Annotated in this window: 18 protein-coding genes; 2 read left to right on the top strand and 16 right to left on the bottom strand. The window is 50.3% G+C overall.

Annotation, left to right across the window (positions count from 1 at the left end; all coding sequences use genetic code 11):
• Positions 1–27: 27 nt before the first annotated feature.
• Genes tatC (PSAB_RS12425) through PSAB_RS12390 form a run of 8 tightly spaced genes read right to left on the bottom strand, consistent with a single transcriptional unit; the run spans position 28 to position 5613 of the window.
• A complete protein-coding gene (gene tatC, locus PSAB_RS12425) occupies positions 28–771 on the bottom strand; it encodes a twin-arginine translocase subunit TatC (protein WP_025334903.1) in 744 nt (247 codons plus the stop codon).
• Positions 764–1513, bottom strand: a complete 750-nt coding sequence (gene tatC / locus PSAB_RS12420; protein WP_025334902.1) for a twin-arginine translocase subunit TatC — start codon at positions 1511–1513, stop codon at positions 764–766. The genes tatC (PSAB_RS12425) and tatC (PSAB_RS12420) overlap by 8 nt, the downstream gene beginning before the upstream one ends.
• 21 nt (positions 1514–1534) lie before the next feature.
• Entirely contained in the window at positions 1535–1783 is a 249-nt protein-coding gene (locus tag PSAB_RS12415; protein WP_025334901.1) for a Sec-independent protein translocase subunit TatA/TatB, read from the bottom strand.
• A gap of 19 nt (positions 1784–1802) precedes the next feature.
• The gene (gene hypB, locus PSAB_RS12410) at positions 1803–2465 is read right to left on the bottom strand and encodes a hydrogenase nickel incorporation protein HypB (RefSeq protein ID WP_025334900.1); all 663 of its coding nucleotides are present in this window, start codon (positions 2463–2465) and stop codon (positions 1803–1805) included.
• Positions 2466–2807 (bottom strand): hydrogenase maturation nickel metallochaperone HypA/HybF, encoded by a 342-nt coding sequence (locus tag PSAB_RS12405; RefSeq protein ID WP_025334899.1) that lies wholly within the window; start codon positions 2805–2807, stop codon positions 2466–2468. It abuts the gene before it with no gap.
• On the bottom strand, positions 2800–3276 hold the full coding sequence (locus tag PSAB_RS12400; RefSeq protein WP_025334898.1) for a HyaD/HybD family hydrogenase maturation endopeptidase: 477 nt from the start codon (positions 3274–3276) through the stop codon (positions 2800–2802). Before PSAB_RS12400 ends, PSAB_RS12405 begins: the two co-directional genes overlap by 8 nt.
• Positions 3277–3278: 2 nt before the next feature.
• Positions 3279–4697: a nickel-dependent hydrogenase large subunit gene (locus PSAB_RS12395; RefSeq protein WP_025334897.1), complete on the bottom strand. Its 1419-nt coding sequence runs from the start codon at positions 4695–4697 to the stop codon at positions 3279–3281.
• Between the two features lie 28 nt (positions 4698–4725).
• Positions 4726–5613: a hydrogenase small subunit gene (locus PSAB_RS12390; RefSeq protein ID WP_025334896.1), complete on the bottom strand. Its 888-nt coding sequence runs from the start codon at positions 5611–5613 to the stop codon at positions 4726–4728.
• A 442-nt stretch (positions 5614–6055) separates the two neighbouring features.
• Between PSAB_RS12390 and PSAB_RS24595 the strand changes: the two genes are divergently transcribed.
• A complete protein-coding gene (locus tag PSAB_RS24595) occupies positions 6056–7186 on the top strand; it encodes a sensor histidine kinase (RefSeq protein WP_025334895.1) in 1131 nt (376 codons plus the stop codon).
• A 77-nt stretch (positions 7187–7263) separates the two neighbouring features.
• On the opposite strand, the gene PSAB_RS12380 is transcribed toward PSAB_RS24595, so the two are convergent.
• Complete coding sequence (locus tag PSAB_RS12380) at positions 7264–7707, bottom strand: RrF2 family transcriptional regulator (RefSeq protein WP_025334894.1); 444 nt, start codon at positions 7705–7707, stop codon at positions 7264–7266.
• A gap of 154 nt (positions 7708–7861) precedes the next feature.
• On the opposite strand from PSAB_RS12380, the gene hmpA reads away from it, so the two are divergent.
• A complete protein-coding gene (gene hmpA / locus PSAB_RS12375; protein WP_025334893.1) occupies positions 7862–9043 on the top strand; it encodes an NO-inducible flavohemoprotein in 1182 nt (393 codons plus the stop codon).
• Positions 9044–9158: 115 nt separating this feature from the next.
• On the opposite strand, the gene PSAB_RS12370 is transcribed toward hmpA, so the two are convergent.
• The 7 genes from PSAB_RS12370 to PSAB_RS12345 form a co-directional block, all read right to left on the bottom strand.
• Positions 9159–9956, bottom strand: a complete 798-nt coding sequence (locus tag PSAB_RS12370; RefSeq protein ID WP_025334892.1) for a GNAT family N-acetyltransferase — start codon at positions 9954–9956, stop codon at positions 9159–9161.
• Positions 9957–10134: 178 nt separating this feature from the next.
• A complete protein-coding gene (locus tag PSAB_RS12365) occupies positions 10135–11316 on the bottom strand; it encodes an MGDG synthase family glycosyltransferase (RefSeq protein WP_025334891.1) in 1182 nt (393 codons plus the stop codon).
• A gap of 113 nt (positions 11317–11429) precedes the next feature.
• Entirely contained in the window at positions 11430–11729 is a 300-nt protein-coding gene (locus PSAB_RS12360) for a metal-sensing transcriptional repressor (protein ID WP_025334890.1), read from the bottom strand.
• Between the two features lie 115 nt (positions 11730–11844).
• Positions 11845–13413, bottom strand: a complete 1569-nt coding sequence (locus tag PSAB_RS12355; RefSeq protein ID WP_264370905.1) for a heavy metal translocating P-type ATPase — start codon at positions 13411–13413, stop codon at positions 11845–11847.
• A 26-nt stretch (positions 13414–13439) separates the two neighbouring features.
• Positions 13440–13754: a hypothetical protein gene (locus PSAB_RS26150; RefSeq protein ID WP_226991705.1), complete on the bottom strand. Its 315-nt coding sequence runs from the start codon at positions 13752–13754 to the stop codon at positions 13440–13442.
• A gap of 193 nt (positions 13755–13947) precedes the next feature.
• The gene (locus PSAB_RS12350; RefSeq protein WP_025334889.1) at positions 13948–14766 is read right to left on the bottom strand and encodes an endonuclease/exonuclease/phosphatase family protein; all 819 of its coding nucleotides are present in this window, start codon (positions 14764–14766) and stop codon (positions 13948–13950) included.
• 148 nt (positions 14767–14914) lie between these two features.
• Positions 14915–15730: a DUF2935 domain-containing protein gene (locus tag PSAB_RS12345; RefSeq protein WP_025334888.1), complete on the bottom strand. Its 816-nt coding sequence runs from the start codon at positions 15728–15730 to the stop codon at positions 14915–14917.
• Between the last annotated feature and the right edge of the window lie 105 nt (positions 15731–15835).

Raw genomic sequence — 15835 nt, 5'->3', positions numbered from 1 at the left:
TTTTCGCCCTCATTCCATTCCTGGATGTCATAATGAAGCCGCCTCCCTGCGTTTTTCCATCCGTATGACGACTCTCAGGCTAATCTCATAAATAAGAATCAAAGGCACGGCCAGCAGGATCACCGAGGTGATGTCAGCCGCGAGCAAGCCTTCCCCGATCAATACGGAGAACACAATGGTGAACCTTGCTTTTTTCATCCAGGAGGAACGCAGGAGTCCCAGCTTCCCAAGTGCGATGAGCGGAAAAGGAAGCATGAAGACAAGACCGAAAACGACACACAGCATCGCAATGAAGCTGAGGTATTCCTCACCTGACAAAGCCGCCTTCATATAAGAGTTTCCGTATGTGAGAAGTGCACGCAAAACGGAAGGAACGACCGCCGCATAACTGAGCACGACGCCCAAAATGAAACTGGGAACCATATAAAACACCGCCGAAAGCAGCACCTTTCGTTCCTTGACGGTCAGGCCGGGACCAATAAATGCAAACAGCTGATAACCGATGAACGGGGTCAACGCCACTAGGGACGCAATAAAAGCCAGCTTGACCCTCAGGACAAAAGCACCGGTTAACGAAAAAAACGCCAGATCCAGCTCCTCGTTCCCAACGGATCTTTTTAAAAGCTCCACAATCAGGAACGCTTTCGCGTATATGACGGCAGTCAGCACGATGATGGAAGCCAACGTCACAATCAATCTTCTGCGCAGCTCCGCCAAATGCTCCAACACCGGTTGATCCGTATCTTTCCGCACACGGTTTGGATTAATCATGGGTAGTCACACGCTTCATCCTTGGCATGCCCTTTCGCTCTAGAAGATAAATCGTCCAAATGCTGATTTCGTACAGCGCCGCCACCGGTATCGATTCCGCCACCAGCGAGAACGCATCGGGGGTTGGAGACAAGATCGCCAGGATGATCGCAATTCCCAGTATCGCGAATTTCCGTTTTCTCATCAGTATTTTGGAATGAACCAGCCCAATTCTCGACAATGCGACCATCACGATCGGCAGTTCAAACACCAAAGCTACGGAAATCAGGAAGAAGGCCATAAACGATACATAAGCGCTCCCGGCAATCATCGGCCTCAGAACGCCTTGTCCGCTCTTGATCAGAAAGTCGACGGTGTTCGGTAAAATAAACTTGTAGGCAAATGCGAGTCCCCCCGCAAACAGAACGACAGCGAACGGAATGGCTAAAAAATAAATTTTGAGACGAATGCCGCGTCCCAGCAGGGGGGCGAACATGGATACGATCAGGCAGGCTAGTACCGGAAAAGAAGCGACAATCCCTCCGAACATCGCCACCTTCAGCTTCGTCATCACTCCGTCTACAGGTGTCATAAAGAACAGCGGCTGATCCTGAAGCGGCTGGCATAACAGCTTCAGAAGCGGGTCCGACACCGCGTATACTGCCGTCGCTGCGACAATGACAACCAGCACCCCGGCTATGATGCGGGAGCGGAATTTGCCCAGCCAGCGAACGGCCTTAACGATATTTTCGCTCTCCCACATCAGCATTCACCGATGAGACGATTACGACTTAACTTCATTGGTTTCTTGAGTAACAGTTGCTTGAACCGGAACAGAGGCAACTTGAATCGGAACAGGCTCGTTAGTGGCGGTTGAAGCGGTAGTCTCGCCGGTTAATTCCTTGGACGCTTTCCGGAATTCTGAGAAGGCTTTACCGATAGCCCCGCCCACCGAGGGAAGCTTGCCAGGACCGAACACAATTAACGCGATGACCAAAATAACAATAAGTTCGCCAAAACCAATATGAGGCATAGGTAACACTCTCCTTTTTTTATACTGGATTCGAGATTGAGATCTTTTCCTTCAACCAGGAGCACAGCTCATCAATCCCCTGGCCGGTCACGCAGGAAGTTTCAATAACTTTCGCTCTCGGATTGATTTCCCGGATATCCTTGTGGAATTCATCCTTATTAAAGTTTGTATAGGGCACCAAATCGACTTTATTCAAAATGACAAATTCGGACTTTTCAAACATTCTCGGATATTTCAGCGGTTTGTCGTTTCCTTCCGTCGTGCTTAATACGGTGATGATCAGATCCTCCCCCAGCTTGAAGGACGCCGGACAAATCAGGTTGCCGACATTCTCGATAACCAGCAGGTTCGTCTCGTCCAAGTTCAAATGACTTAAGGCGTTCCGGATCATCTGCCCGTCCAGGTGACATCCGCCCTCGGTGTTGATTTGCACGACTTGCACGCCTTGAGCCTCGATTCTTTCGGCATCTTTGGTTGTATAGAGGTCACCCTCAATCACCGCAATCTTCACTTCATCCTTCAGCTTCGCGATCACTTTCTCCAGAATGGAAGTTTTGCCGGACCCCGGGGAGCTCATCAGATTGATGACATACAGGCCCTTCTCGTTCATCAGCTTCTTGTTCTCTTGCGTCAGCTCGTCATTCACCTTCAGGATGTTGGTAACCACTTTAACGCTGCTCATTTAATCACCCTCCATTGTATCGATATACAGCTCATAACCTGTAAGGACCTGATTGTCCAACCCACCGCACGAAGGGCATACGGGATGGTAATAAAGGATGGGAAACGTAATGTCACAGCTCCCGCATGAGGCTGTTGCTTCCACCTGTTCGATGATAAAATCCGACCCTTCGGCAATCGTACCCTGCGATGCGTTCTGAAAAACGAATTGCATGGCATCCGGAAGTGCCCCCGACAGTTCTCCCACCTTGGCCGTGATGCGCCTGATTTTGGTCAATTGATGCTCTTCGGCTTTCGCGAGGATTAATTCCAAGGCGCTTTCTACAATAGCCGCTTCATGCAAAGTTCGTCTCCTCCTGACTTGCAAAACCCAACTCTTGCTTGAGAAGCCCGATAATATCGGGAATCTTGCTCCTCATGAGATCCGTCATTTCGAGTTCAAAACCAATCTCCTGCGGCTCAATACCGAATATGATCACGTCCGGAGCGGCGCCGAGCATGCGGGCCATTCGGACCACATCAAAAATCTGAACATCGTGAATGGACAAGTTCCCCTTCTCGTAGCTCTTAAGATCCTCCGGCCTGATCCGGTAAATCGTTCCGGGCTCCAAGCCGGCCTTTAATGCATCGATAACGATAATTTTCCGGCACTCCAGAAAATAGCTCAGCATGGCCAGAGTGGAAGTCCCCCCATCCACCAGTTCAACCGTGGACGGGAGGTCTTCTTTCTCCAACTCGCGGATCGTATGGACGCCGATACCGTCATCCTTCAGGAGTATGTTGCCGATTCCAATGACCGCGGTATCCTTCATCGTTATTTGCCAAGAGGCTGCACGACAAATTTGGACATTTCCACGCCGTCCGGGGACATGACATGCACGGAACAACCGGTGCAGGGGTCAAAGGAATGCACTATGCGAAGCAGCTCCACAGGCTGCGCCGGGTCTGCCACATGGGTGCCAATCAGTGCTTTTTCAACTGGCCCAGGGTTGCCGGAATCGTCCATCGGGGAGGCATTCCAGCAGGTTGGGGTAATAATTTGGTATTTGGAAATTTTGGAACTGGATACCGATACCCAATGCCCGATCGCGCCCCGGGGAGCTTCCGTTAATCCGGAGGCGCTGCCCGTTACCGGATCGCCGATATTTGTAAAGCCGCTGGCTCCTGGCGTCAATTGATCCACCCAAGTCTGCATGTTGCTTACGAGCTTGGCCATTTCTACGTAGCGCGCCATATGCCGGTCCATAACGGATACGCCCCTGCGGTAGTCGCCGCTTACCCATGCTCTGGCCAGCGGTCCCGCTTCAAAAGGCGTATTGTTGTACCGTGGAGATTTCAACCAGGTATAAGCTCCGCTCTTTCCGTAGCTCGCCGTAGTGGTGCCGCTTGCCGGAGCTTGTCCGCTTGGAGAGGAGTAGTAGGAATATTTATTGTATTCCTTAATGTTCGCTTCGTTGAATGTGCCGACAGTTCCGCCTGTGACCGTACCGGCAGGGAATAACAAGCCTCCGGAAGTATTCGTGTCAAATGCGCCGAAGGTGATCAGGTTGCCGTATCCTGTCCCCACGTTGTAGTAATCACTGTAAGCCGAAGCCAGCATGTTGACGTCCGATTGATAAGTACTGGAAATGAAGGACTGTATCTCGTTCAAATAGTTTCTGAAGTTGGTGATTTCCGTTGCCGATGGCAAGGCGGTTACGCCGCCCGGAATAATATTCGCGGCATGGGGAAGTTTACCGCTGAAGATGGCCGCCATTTCGTTGGCTTTTCTACGGATTTGCAGCGCCGAAATATAGTGATCCGTCAGCGTTTGGGTATCGGCGGCACTGAACCTTAGATCCTGCGTATAGCCTCCCGTCCACGGGCTCATCTGCGGACCTTGAATATAGTCTAGTAACGATAAATGGTAAAAATGCGTGATGCCGCTGTCCAGGAAATTCGCCCCTTGGATCAAATTCCGAAGCATCAGCCCCTGGAGATTCGGTTGAAAGCCCTTTATTTTCTCAACCGCCTTTGCAGAAGCAACGGCCTGGGGAACCGGGCATACCCCGCAAATCCGCTGAGTCAGGAAAGAAGCATCCCTTGGAGGCCGATTGAGCAGCATGTTCTCAAAATCCCGGAACAGCATTCCGGCGACGGTGGCGGAAGCCACAGTATTATCAGCACCCAATGTGACCTCGACCTTCAAATGTCCTTCTAGACGCGTTACCGGATCCAGTTTGATCGTGCTCATTATCATTCACCCTTTCTTAGTGGCCGCTTTAAGCGTTAATAATGGGATTTAGCGGGAATGTAGGAGATGTACAACCGATGCACGGATGATCCGATTGGATGCACCAGCCTTGTTTGTTATTCCACATTAACGAGGGGCACGGCGATTGGTTATAGGGCCCTCTGCAGCCGACAGCCTTATAACAGCCGTAAATTCCGGGCTGGGGCACCTGGGTTTTTCCTCTTCTCGGACACACGCTATGAATGTTTGTGTTGAAATATTTACTTGGGCGGCTGTTGTTGTCGAGAGAAGGCACACCGGTCAAAATTAAATCAAGCAGAGTCTGCACCATTACCGTCGCATTCACAGGACATCCCGCCAAATTGACGATTGGGTTCGCGGTTTGCCCGCTCAGCAGCGACTTCACGGATACACATCCTGTGCTGTTCGGGGCTGCGGCCGCAACCCCGCCGAAAGAGGCGCAGGTGCCTGCCGCCACGACGTATTTCGCTTTCGGTCCATATTTGAGAACCGCATCATACATGGTAAGCGGCACCCCGTCCTGCTCGCCTATAATACAGTAGTTCTTGGAGGCTCCCCCCGGAATGGCGCCTTCGATTACAAGAATAAATTGTCCGTTATACTGGTTCGCCGCATTCTCAAGCGCCTGCATCGCACTTTCACCTGAAGCCGCCATGAGCGTGCTGTCATACTTCATACTGATTTTGTTTTGAAGCACATCTTCGATGGTGGTCGGGTTCGTCACGTTAAGCGTGGATATGCTGCAGCCGGAACAGCCCGACCCCAGCAGCCAAATGACCGGCGGGTCCGTGTCCGCCGCTAGAACCGTGTTAAGCTTGTCCATATCCATCTCCAACTTCAGCGCTGCCACAGCCGCCACCGACCACTTGAGAAAATCTCTCCTGTTGATTCTCATCAAATCTCTCCTTTTCGTCGATTGGGAGTCTCCTATCCATGGAACCACTTTCTTTCTATGACAAAACCACCCAGATTATAAAGTGAAAGGGAATGAAAGATCAATGAACAAATTGAAAACTTTTGGATAAATTACCTAAAATTTGACGTTTATCTACAAGAATCGAGGGGCGGTGTAGGAGGGGATTGGTGAGAAAGGCTGAAGGATGTCGAGATTGAATTTGCAGAAGAATAGCCGTTTATAACGTTCATTCATGCAAAAATAGGTATAATGCCCACTATGCTTCGGGCCTAATGAACCACTTCCATAATCCCATATCCGGCTTCATTCTATGGTGATCTCCGATGATCTTCGTTATAATTAAACCAGGAAAATAATTTATATATTGAATCTTTTGATCAGGTGAATGTTAAATTTTACAATCATTGGAGCTGGTTAATAGATGGAGCAGGTGCTTGAATATATTCGCGGGCAAAAAGAAGCCGTTATAGAGTGGTGGTTGAACGAGGTTGATAAAGAGTATCCCCTTTTTTATAATTTGGATAAATTAAGGGAGCATGGAAAGCTCTATTTTGATCTGGTCACAGCCGTACATATTCCTGTCAAGGAGCATCCTCTTTTTCAGCATTTACCGGAATGGTGCCAGATTCTGTTTCTAAAAAAAGTGCCGATCGTACATGTCATGCACAGTTCCCATTTATTCCGTCAATCAGTGTTTAAAGCGCTTTCGGATGCGCCGCTGGATGAAGGAAAGCTGATGAAGGTGTTGGCCATTCTGAGTGAGCGCATTGATACTTATGAGAGACAAGTAACGCAGTATTATACGGTCCACGCCCATGCACAGCTGGAGGATCAGGAACAAAGACTGGGTGAGATGCATGACGATAAACTAAATCTGATCGGAAAAATGGCGGCCAGTATGGCCCACGAAATCCGCAATCCGCTGACTTCCATTCGAGGGTTCATCAAACTGATTCGGGACCGTCTGCCGGAAGAGTCACTTGCTCTCGTTGAAAATTATATCCACATCATCGAGACCGAATTCGATTTGATCCAGAGTCAAATCACCGGCTTTCTTACCTTTTCCAAAAAACCGGTTGAGGAAAACTTCGTGCTGCTGAACGTCAGAGAACAGATACAATCTGCGCTGGTGCTTATCAATCCGCTGCTGATCAACAATAACATTGAGCTGACCGTCGATTTGCCGCATGAGATGATGTTTTATGTACAAAAGACGCCGATTCAACAGGTGATCTCGAATCTCCTTAACAACAGTATCGATGCGCTCGGCAGCGTCAGCGGAGAGAGACGGATTTGGATTACCGGCGCTGAAGACGAACATTGGATCACCCTCAAAATCACGAATAATGGACCGAAAATTCCGGACGGAATTCAGCACAAGCTATTCCAGCCTTTTGTTACGGGCAGAGAGCATGGGACGGGTCTGGGGCTTGCCATTTGCAAAAAGATTATGGATAACCACCAAGGTGACATTTCCTTCCGCTCCACCGATAACGAAACCGAATTCATCCTGCAGTTCAAGAAAAAAGGTTACGGTTCCATAACCTTTTAAACAAAAAAACTCAAGCCTTTTTATGGCATGAGTTTTTTTGTTTTCTCAAAGTGTGCGTCAGTCTCGGCTCAGGATTTTTAAGCATTCTGCTGCTGTAAAATCATTTTCAGCCCGTTTTTGTTAACCAGCAAATCCTCCAGCGTGTATTCGTCAAGCACTTGCAAATACGCATTGAGTGCTCGCCCGAGTACGCCTTTCAGACCGCATACCGGGGTAATCGGACATTGGTTCCCTGCGGGATTAAAGCATTCGACGAGGTGGAAATCGTCTTCCATTCTCCGAATGACTTCGCCGATGTTGATTGCTTCGGGTGCATGCGCCAGCCGGATGCCGCCTCCCCTTCCTCTCACTGTTTCGATATACCCCGCTTTGCCAAGTTCATGTGCAACTTTGACCAAATGGTTTTTGGATATGTTATACGCATCCGATATTTCCTGAATGGTTGACCGTTCGCTTCGCTCTTTCGTCCCTAGATACAGCAGAATCCGCAAGGAAAAATCAGTGTACATCGTAAGTCTCATCATTACCCTCCTGCCCTAGCGTGACAGTATGTGATTATTATTACAATTCGACTTAAATATTTTGTCCATTTTGTTAAAGATGTATTTTGAATATATCTTTAATTTTATGAAAAGCTTATAGTTAAGCTATCGAATTGAGAAGGAGTGAATCATCATATTATCCCAAAGAACAAGAGACATCGTCAAATCGACAGCCCCTGTCTTGGCGGAGCACGGCACTGCAATTACATCGGTGTTCTACCGGAATATGTTTGCTGCTCATCCTGAATTATTGAACATTTTCAACCATACCAACCAGGCTCAAGGCCGCCAACAGGCAGCACTTGCGAATACGGTATATGCGGCGGCTGTTCATATTGACAACCTGGAGAATATTTTGCCTGCAGTTGTTCAAATTGCGCATAAGCACGTCAGCCTCGGGGTCAAGGCGGAGCATTATCCGATCGTCGGCGAGCATTTGCTGAAAGCGATCAAGGAAGTATTAGGAGAAGCGGCGACGGATGACATTCTGGGCGCATGGGCAGAAGCTTATGGTGTCATCGCTGATGCTTTTATAGGCGTCGAAGCCAACATGTACAAAGAGTCGCGGGAACAAGATAACGGCTGGAACTTCTTTAAATCGTTCATTGTTGCACAGAAAGTAAAAGAAAGCGACACCATCACATCCTTCTATCTAAAGCCGGCAGATGGCTCCAATGTTCCGGAATACAAACCGGGTCAATACATCTCCATTCGCGTTTCCATACCGGGTGAGGAGTATATGATGATCCGTCAATACAGCCTGTCCCAGGCGCCAAGACCGGATGAGTTCCGAATCTCGGTAAAACGCGAAGCCGACAAAGATCCAAATGGCGTAGTCTCCCTCTATCTTCACGAACAGGTCCAAGAAGGGAACACCGTCGAAGTGAGCGTCCCTGCCGGTGAATTTATTCTCGACCCAGCGAAAACTTCGCCTGTGGCCTTTCTTTCAGGCGGTGTCGGCATTACGCCGATGATGGGCATGCTCGAAACGGTATCGACCATAACGCCTGACCGGCCGACCGTCTTTTTGCATGCTGCGCGTAATGAAGCGCTTGCCGCTTTTCAAGTCGAAGTGGAAAAACATGCAGCAAATATGAGCAATATGAAGTACAAAACGTTCTTTTCGGATAAGCCGGATGGCTACATCTCGCGCAAAGTTCTGGAGGAGTTTGTCGATACTGCCGGAGACGTGTATGTGTGCGGACCGGTTCCATTCATGGAATCCATTATCCGTGAATTACATGAGATAGGTGTAAAGAACGAACAGATTCATCACGAATTCTTTGGACCAGCTATGCAGCTGGATAACAAATAGTCCTTGTCAGACAGTAAACGGCGGCCTCTCCCTTAGTAATTTCGGGGAAAAGGCCGCCGTTTGAGCTTACCTATATTCCAGTTTTCTGTTCAGCAGAAGACCAATTGGATCGGCCTTATTTATACATCATCGTCCAAAATCCGATATCCTGAAAGCCGATCCGTTTATAAATCGTTCCCGCCTTCGGATTATCGTAAAAGAGACACAGCGAGCGGCCTTTCTGGACGACATCGGCGCACAGCTTCCTGACGACGGAAGTGGCCAGCCCCTGACCGCGGTAATCCGGGTGCGTTGCTACGCCGATGACCATAGCCGACAACGAATTTTCCGCCGCCGTTGAGGCAGCTGCGGCAACATGCCCGTCACGCTCAATGAGATAGGTGCGTCCCGTGCCGGTCTCCAGCGACCTCCGCATACCCGACCGCATGCTGTCTGGATTCGTATCGAATTCTTCGATAACGTCCATAAGCGAGCACACGGGCTCTACATCGGCAATCTCTGCCCGCCGGACCGAGGCCCCGACATGTGGAGACCTATCCCCGGCTTCATTCAGCGATGTAAGCTCCGCAAAGAACAATTTTTTTTCTTTTCGAAAGCTCATCAACTCGCGAAATTGTGCAACCAGATCCGACGATCCGGAAAGCATCTCAAGCCGGTCGTCCCTTAGCATCAGCTCGGCGAAGCCGTTCACATCAAACGGTCCATCCGCGTATGGCAAATAGTTATGCTCATAGCGCAGAAGCACGGCCTTCAGCCTCCCGTCCGCAGAATCAAATTCTCCCCATATCTCCTGAAAATCCTGCTTGAAGCCAAAATTCTCGACGTCGCCGATCAGAAACAGATTAAGCGCGGGCGCTTGACCCAAAAAAGCCAGCAGCGTCTGGCGATCGTCGTCCGTAAGCTTGCGAATCATCCGACATCCCCCTACCGATAATTAAGATAACTGCGATTGAACTGCGGTGTTACAAGCAACGACTGGTGTAAAGAATACTCGGTCTATAAATCTATATTTTGACGTAAAGTCTGTCCAAGCGCAATTAAAAAAAGACGCCACGCGGACGATTGGCGTAGGAATAACTTCTTGCCTGCCGCTATCCGTGGGCGGATGTTGCCTTGCCTTTACCTGAAGGCTCATTGAGCTGCTGTCCTGCATAAGACGTCTGCTCCTTAATCGCTAGCAGTACCTCATCTACAATAAGACCGGAGGATTCAGTATGCGAAACAGCCCTCATCTGCCTCTTCATTTCCTCCCGGAAAGAATATATTTCAAGTCTCCGCAGCTGGTCCAGCAGCTCCGCTTCGCTAAACGCGGTGCAAATGGCTTGCTGCCTCGTTAGCGATTCTGCATTTCCAGCTTCCTGGCCGGGGAGCGGACGGTACACAATAACCGGCAGTGACATCGCGAACGCCTCCGTCAGCGTCACCCCTCCCGCTTTGGTCAGCAGGCAGAAGGAAATGCTCATCAGCTCATGCACATCGTCGGTATATCCCAAGATGTGGACGCGGGTATTGTCCCGGTATGTGTTATCCATTGACGTACGGAGCCGATGATTGTTCCCGCAGAGCACGATGAGATCAAATTCGGTACGGTCCAGCACGCTTTTTAAAATATTCCGGACTCTCGACATCACCCCATACGCTCCTCCGGCAAGGAGAATATAGCGCCGGCCATCCTTTAACCCATGCTTCCGCAGCACCTTGGCCGGGTCCGGTGCTCTCCTGAACGCATCTCTAACCGGAATCCCGGTGACCTTAATCGCCTGCTCGTCGATGCCAGCTTCCAGCAGCGCCTCTTTAATCTTTTCCGTAGGGATAAAATACTTCATCGTATGGGGGTGAATCCATCTGCCATGCAGCACGTAATCCGTTATTACGGTAAAGACCGGAACCTGACTCGCGGACTCTTTACTAAGCTCTGAAGCGGCCAGATACGGAAACGTGTGAATAATGACGTCGGGCCGGATATACTCCAAAATGCCTTTCGCTTTCCGCTTTCCCATCGAGTGGAGCAGTCTGCCCAAAGGATCTTCCGGCTTCATTGCGCTCGTTGCACCGTACATCAAGCCGTAAAGATTTGGAGCATAGATAGCGCTTTTTAAATAAAAAGCCCGGGAAACCCCGTTCAGCCACGGATGAACACGGGCAAAAAGGTCAACAATGTGCACACGTTCAACGCCTCTTGCCCGAAACGACTGCTCAATTGCCTGAGCCACTTTGGCATGACCGTCTCCGAACGCGGATGATACGATAAGCACAACAGGGTCTGGGTTCATCGGTAAGCTCCTTTGTGTTCAAGCGTTTATATTATTAATTACCGATACGCGAAAATTATGCAAAAAAAACAAAGCCCCGAGACGTCATCGGGGCATGTCTGAATATTTCGTTATTACCGGATGTAGCTGTCCAGCGCTTTGGTGAGGTCTTCCAGCACCTTGCTTTCGTTGCCGTGATGAACGGCTTTGACGACGCAGTTCTCCAGATGATCCTTGAGCAGCAATTTGGCCGCCTTGTCCAGCGCCTTCTGTACGGCTGCGATTTGCAGCAGCACTTCGGAGCAGTCCCGGTCCTCGGCGGTCATTTCTTTCACTGCACGAATATGGCCTTCAATCCGGGCTAATCTATTGACGATCTGCTTACGGTACTTATGCTCATAATCGTGTTCGTGAACACCGGATTCCTGACCCATATGCGTACCCCTCCGATTTTTCACTGATTTAGCTGATTCAAATGATGACCATGCCGTTATTATATCAAGAGTCGCGTCGGAGGGGCAATTTTCCTGCCTTTCGGCCCATGAGAGATCAGCGCAGCAGTCTTAGTCCGCTCAGGATAACGGCCAGCGTGCTTCCTTCGTGGCCGACTACGCCTGACGGCAGATTGATGCCGCCCCAGAAGTTGGATACAACCAGCACGGCAATTACGGCAAGCGCAAACGTGAGGTTCTGCCGGATGACTCTGCGAGCGCGCCGTCCAAGTGAAATGGCGAACGGGATTTTGGAAATGTCGTCCGTCATCAGCACAACGTTCGCCGTCTCCAGCGCAACGTCGGTTCCGGCGGAGCCCATCGCGATTCCCACGGCGGAAGCGGCCAGCGCAGGCGCATCGTTGACGCCGTCGCCCACCATGGCAACCTTGCCGTGCTGCTCGGTCAACTGCCGGATCAGCGCGAGCTTCTGATCGGGCATCAGCTCCGCGTGAACCTCGTCGACGCCGGCGGCCCGGCCGATGGCTTCCGCCGTAAGCTTGGCGTCACCGGTAAGCATAACGACCTTTTTATTCATGCTCTTCAGCTTCATGACGGCTTCCCGGACACCGGGACGAAGAACATCCTGCACCGCCAGCATACCGGCCAGCGTGCCATCCGTCTCCACGAAGATCACCGTCTTGCCGTCCGCTTCAAGCTTGCCCGCTGTTTCCAGTACAGTATCTGCTATTGTGAGGTTCTCAAGCAGCTCCTTTTTGCCGATGCGGCACTTCCTGCCGTTAACGGTTCCGCTAACGCCCATTCCCGGCACAGCCTGCATATCCGATGCCGATTCCAGCGAAAGCCCCGCGTCCTTGGCATGACCGACAATAGCTTTGGCGATCGGATGCTCGGACAGATACTCCAGCGAAGCGGCAAGTGTGAGCAGCTCCTGTTCGCTGAAGCCTTCGGAAGGAATGCTGTCCGTCAGCTTCGGTCTTCCAACTGTGAGCGTCCCCGTTTTGTCAAAAGCGACGACTTTCACTTCCCCTATCTGCTCCAAATGAACCCCGCCCTTAAACAGCACGCCTTTGCGGGCGGCATTTGAGATGCCGGACAGAATCGCAGGCATGATTGAGGAGACAAGCGCGCATGGCGAAGCGACTACAAGGAAGATCATCGCCCGGTAAACCGTGCTTTCCCAAGACCAGCCCAAGAGAAACGGAGGCGCGATCATCAGCAGCAGAGCGGCCGCCACCACAATTTTGGCATAGATGCCTTCAAAACGCTCAACGAACAGCTGGCTTGGCGGCAGCTCGTTCTTGGCTTCCTGCACAAGATGAATGATCCGGGCCAGCAGCGTATCTTCCGCACCTGTATCGGTATGAATCCGCAGCGCACCTTGCCCATTGATCGTCCCCGCAAAGACCGGATCGCCGGCGGAAAGATCGACGGGAATGGATTCGCCTGTGATGGAGGATTGGTCTACCGCCGATTGCCCCTCCAGAATATGACCGTCGCAGGGAATGCGCTCACCCGGCCGGACGAGCACGATGTCGCCTTTTTGCAGCTGAGCCGCCCGAACCTTTACCTCTCCGCCGTCTTTAAGGAGAACCGCCTCTTCCGGCCGGTATTTCAGTATGGAGGCGATGTCCTGGTTCGTCTTCTCCATCGTATAATCCTCCAGCGCACCGCTCAGGCAAAAAATAAAGATCAGAATCGCGCCGTCGACCAGTAACCGATGCCGGCAGCCCCCAATGCTGCGACGACCATAAGGAGGTCAACATCCAGATCCTTTTCTTTAATCAGGGTCTCCAGCCCTTCCCAAGCCTTCCGATAACCGCCGACAATATAGGCGAGAATGAAGAAAATAATTTCTCCCGCCTGCTGTCCGTTTCTGCCCATGATCCAGGCTAGTCCAATAAACAGCAGACAGGCCGCCGCGATGATCAAGCCTACATGCTGCTCCCAGACTGCCTTTAGCGGCCTTTTCTCCTCTTGTTCACTTCCCAGTATGACTTCTCCCATTTCTCTGTTCCCTCCCCAAGTATTATCACAAATAATGAGAATTGTTCTCACAATAATATCCCCCTGGGGGGGTTAATGTAAATTGAGGATGTCAGCTATTTTGTGACAAAAATCGTATAATTTCAGTCAAACAAAGAGTGTGAGCGCTTTAAATATTTGCATTCGGAATTGTAAGTCCGCTCTGAAGAGAAACTTACAACTCGGCGGCAACCCCGAAATGATCGGAGACGACCGCGCCCCTGATCCCGTTCATGACGACATGGCAGGATTTGGCCTGAACTGACCGGTTAGAGAAAATATAATCGATCCTCAGCTTGCCCTCGTTATCGTCCCAGCCCTTGATCGCTTTGGTGACCGTAGCTCCGTCGTCCTTGATCACTGCGGATGTGTAGAGATCGTTCCAGCCTTTTTGGGTGACGTAATCATAGCCTTCATTCCGGATTTCCGCCACATTGTTGAAGTCGCCCATGACGAACACCGGAAATGCTTTCAGCGTGTCGAGCTTCGCCTGCGCGGCATCCCATTGCCTCCGGAAAGGCTCTACTTCGTCGCTCCACCAGCCGAAATGACCGCTGACAAACCAGGCTTCCTCTCCGCCGGCCTCCGTCTTGACGCCTACTATCTTCCGCGTTCGATAATTCTCGAAATCCCGTATAACGGATACGTATTCGCTGAAGCCGTCGATAATCGGGGTGCGGGCTAAGATCGCCAGCCCTTCGTCGTATTTTACAAATCCGGTATGCACCGGAATCCACGTCCAGTAGTATGGCAGCCCAAGCTTTTGCAGCAGTACGTAGGCATAATTATCCTGTTTGATCACCGTTCCCGGTTCCGCCTGAAAATAGCGTTCCAAAACGCCATCTGGCAGCGCTTGCTCTGCTTTGGTTTGGTTAACCTCTTGCAAAGCAATAACATCAATCTCCTGCTCCCGGATAAAAGAGGCCAATTGCTCTATCTTCCTAATCTGGTCGGTTTCAATCCACGCATGGGCATTCAAAGTCAGTATTTTCAAGACAAATCCCCTGGCTTTCTCTATTGTAAAATAAATGCTATTTTTTCATCGTAATTATACTTCTTTTCAGGAGGTTGTCAAAAAAAAAGCATGCAGCAAAACAGATTTTTGCCGGCATGCGTACTGACTATTCTATTAGTGGAGTTGCCTAATGCAGAATTTCCTTCTTGTCTACCCTGGCGCCCGATAAAGACCGCTCGAACATATCTAGAATAAACAGGAACCGTTCCGCTTCGCGGAATACATGGTCTGCGAGCAACGGATGAATAATGCTTTTGATCCGGCATTCATTGATTAAATCACGCGCCGTTTTCTTGAAATCGCGCAAGGATTGGACCGAGACCTTGTTCTCATCGACGAATTGACTGAGCAGCGGAACGGTTTGTGATTGAGGGCGCATGCTGCTTAAATCGGTCGCTTGGAACACCAGCATATCAAAATCTTGACTGAACTCCCGCGCCTGTTCTACCAATTTCCGTTCGGACGGGTCGAGCAAATGACCGATGAATTTGGCGTGATCTGCCATGATTTTTAAGAAGAATACATTTTCATCGATAATCGCATCCGGCAGCGGCTCGAGATTCCCCGTATTGAGTTCTATCAGGCGGTTTCTGAAATAATTCGCTTCCCTGCTCACATGGTCTACCAGCAGGGGGAAGTTGGTTTGTCCGGGAAGCTTGCAGCGCAGGATCAATCCCAGCACCCTTCGTTTAAAAGCCCAAATCTGTGTCGCGGCAATGGATACTTCGGTATTAAATGCCTGGATCGTTTGTGGATCGGTATTGACCTGAAATTCGTGGGCTCTCCTCTCAATATCCTCAAAAATCTTATAAAACCGGTTGGCCTCCTCTTTTAGCTGAGTATCCTCGCATCTGAAGCCCAATCCGAGAAACAGGGAGTGCTCCTTCATAATTCTGGACCAAAATCGTATTTCATCCAGCGACCTGGCAACGAATTCGTTCAATCCAATCTCCCCTTTGCCCATAAAATCACCTGTTATAGGGATATGGATTTGGTTTGTCCATTATGACCACCATTAAACAAAGAAACCCGGAGTCTTGAAAAAGAC

The sequence above is a fragment of the Paenibacillus sabinae T27 genome, assembly GCF_000612505.1.
GTDB lineage: Bacteria > Bacillota > Bacilli > Paenibacillales > Paenibacillaceae > Paenibacillus_AQ > Paenibacillus_AQ sabinae.
Note: the sequence above shows the minus strand (reverse complement) of the source record. Positions and strands in the feature narration are given on the sequence as shown.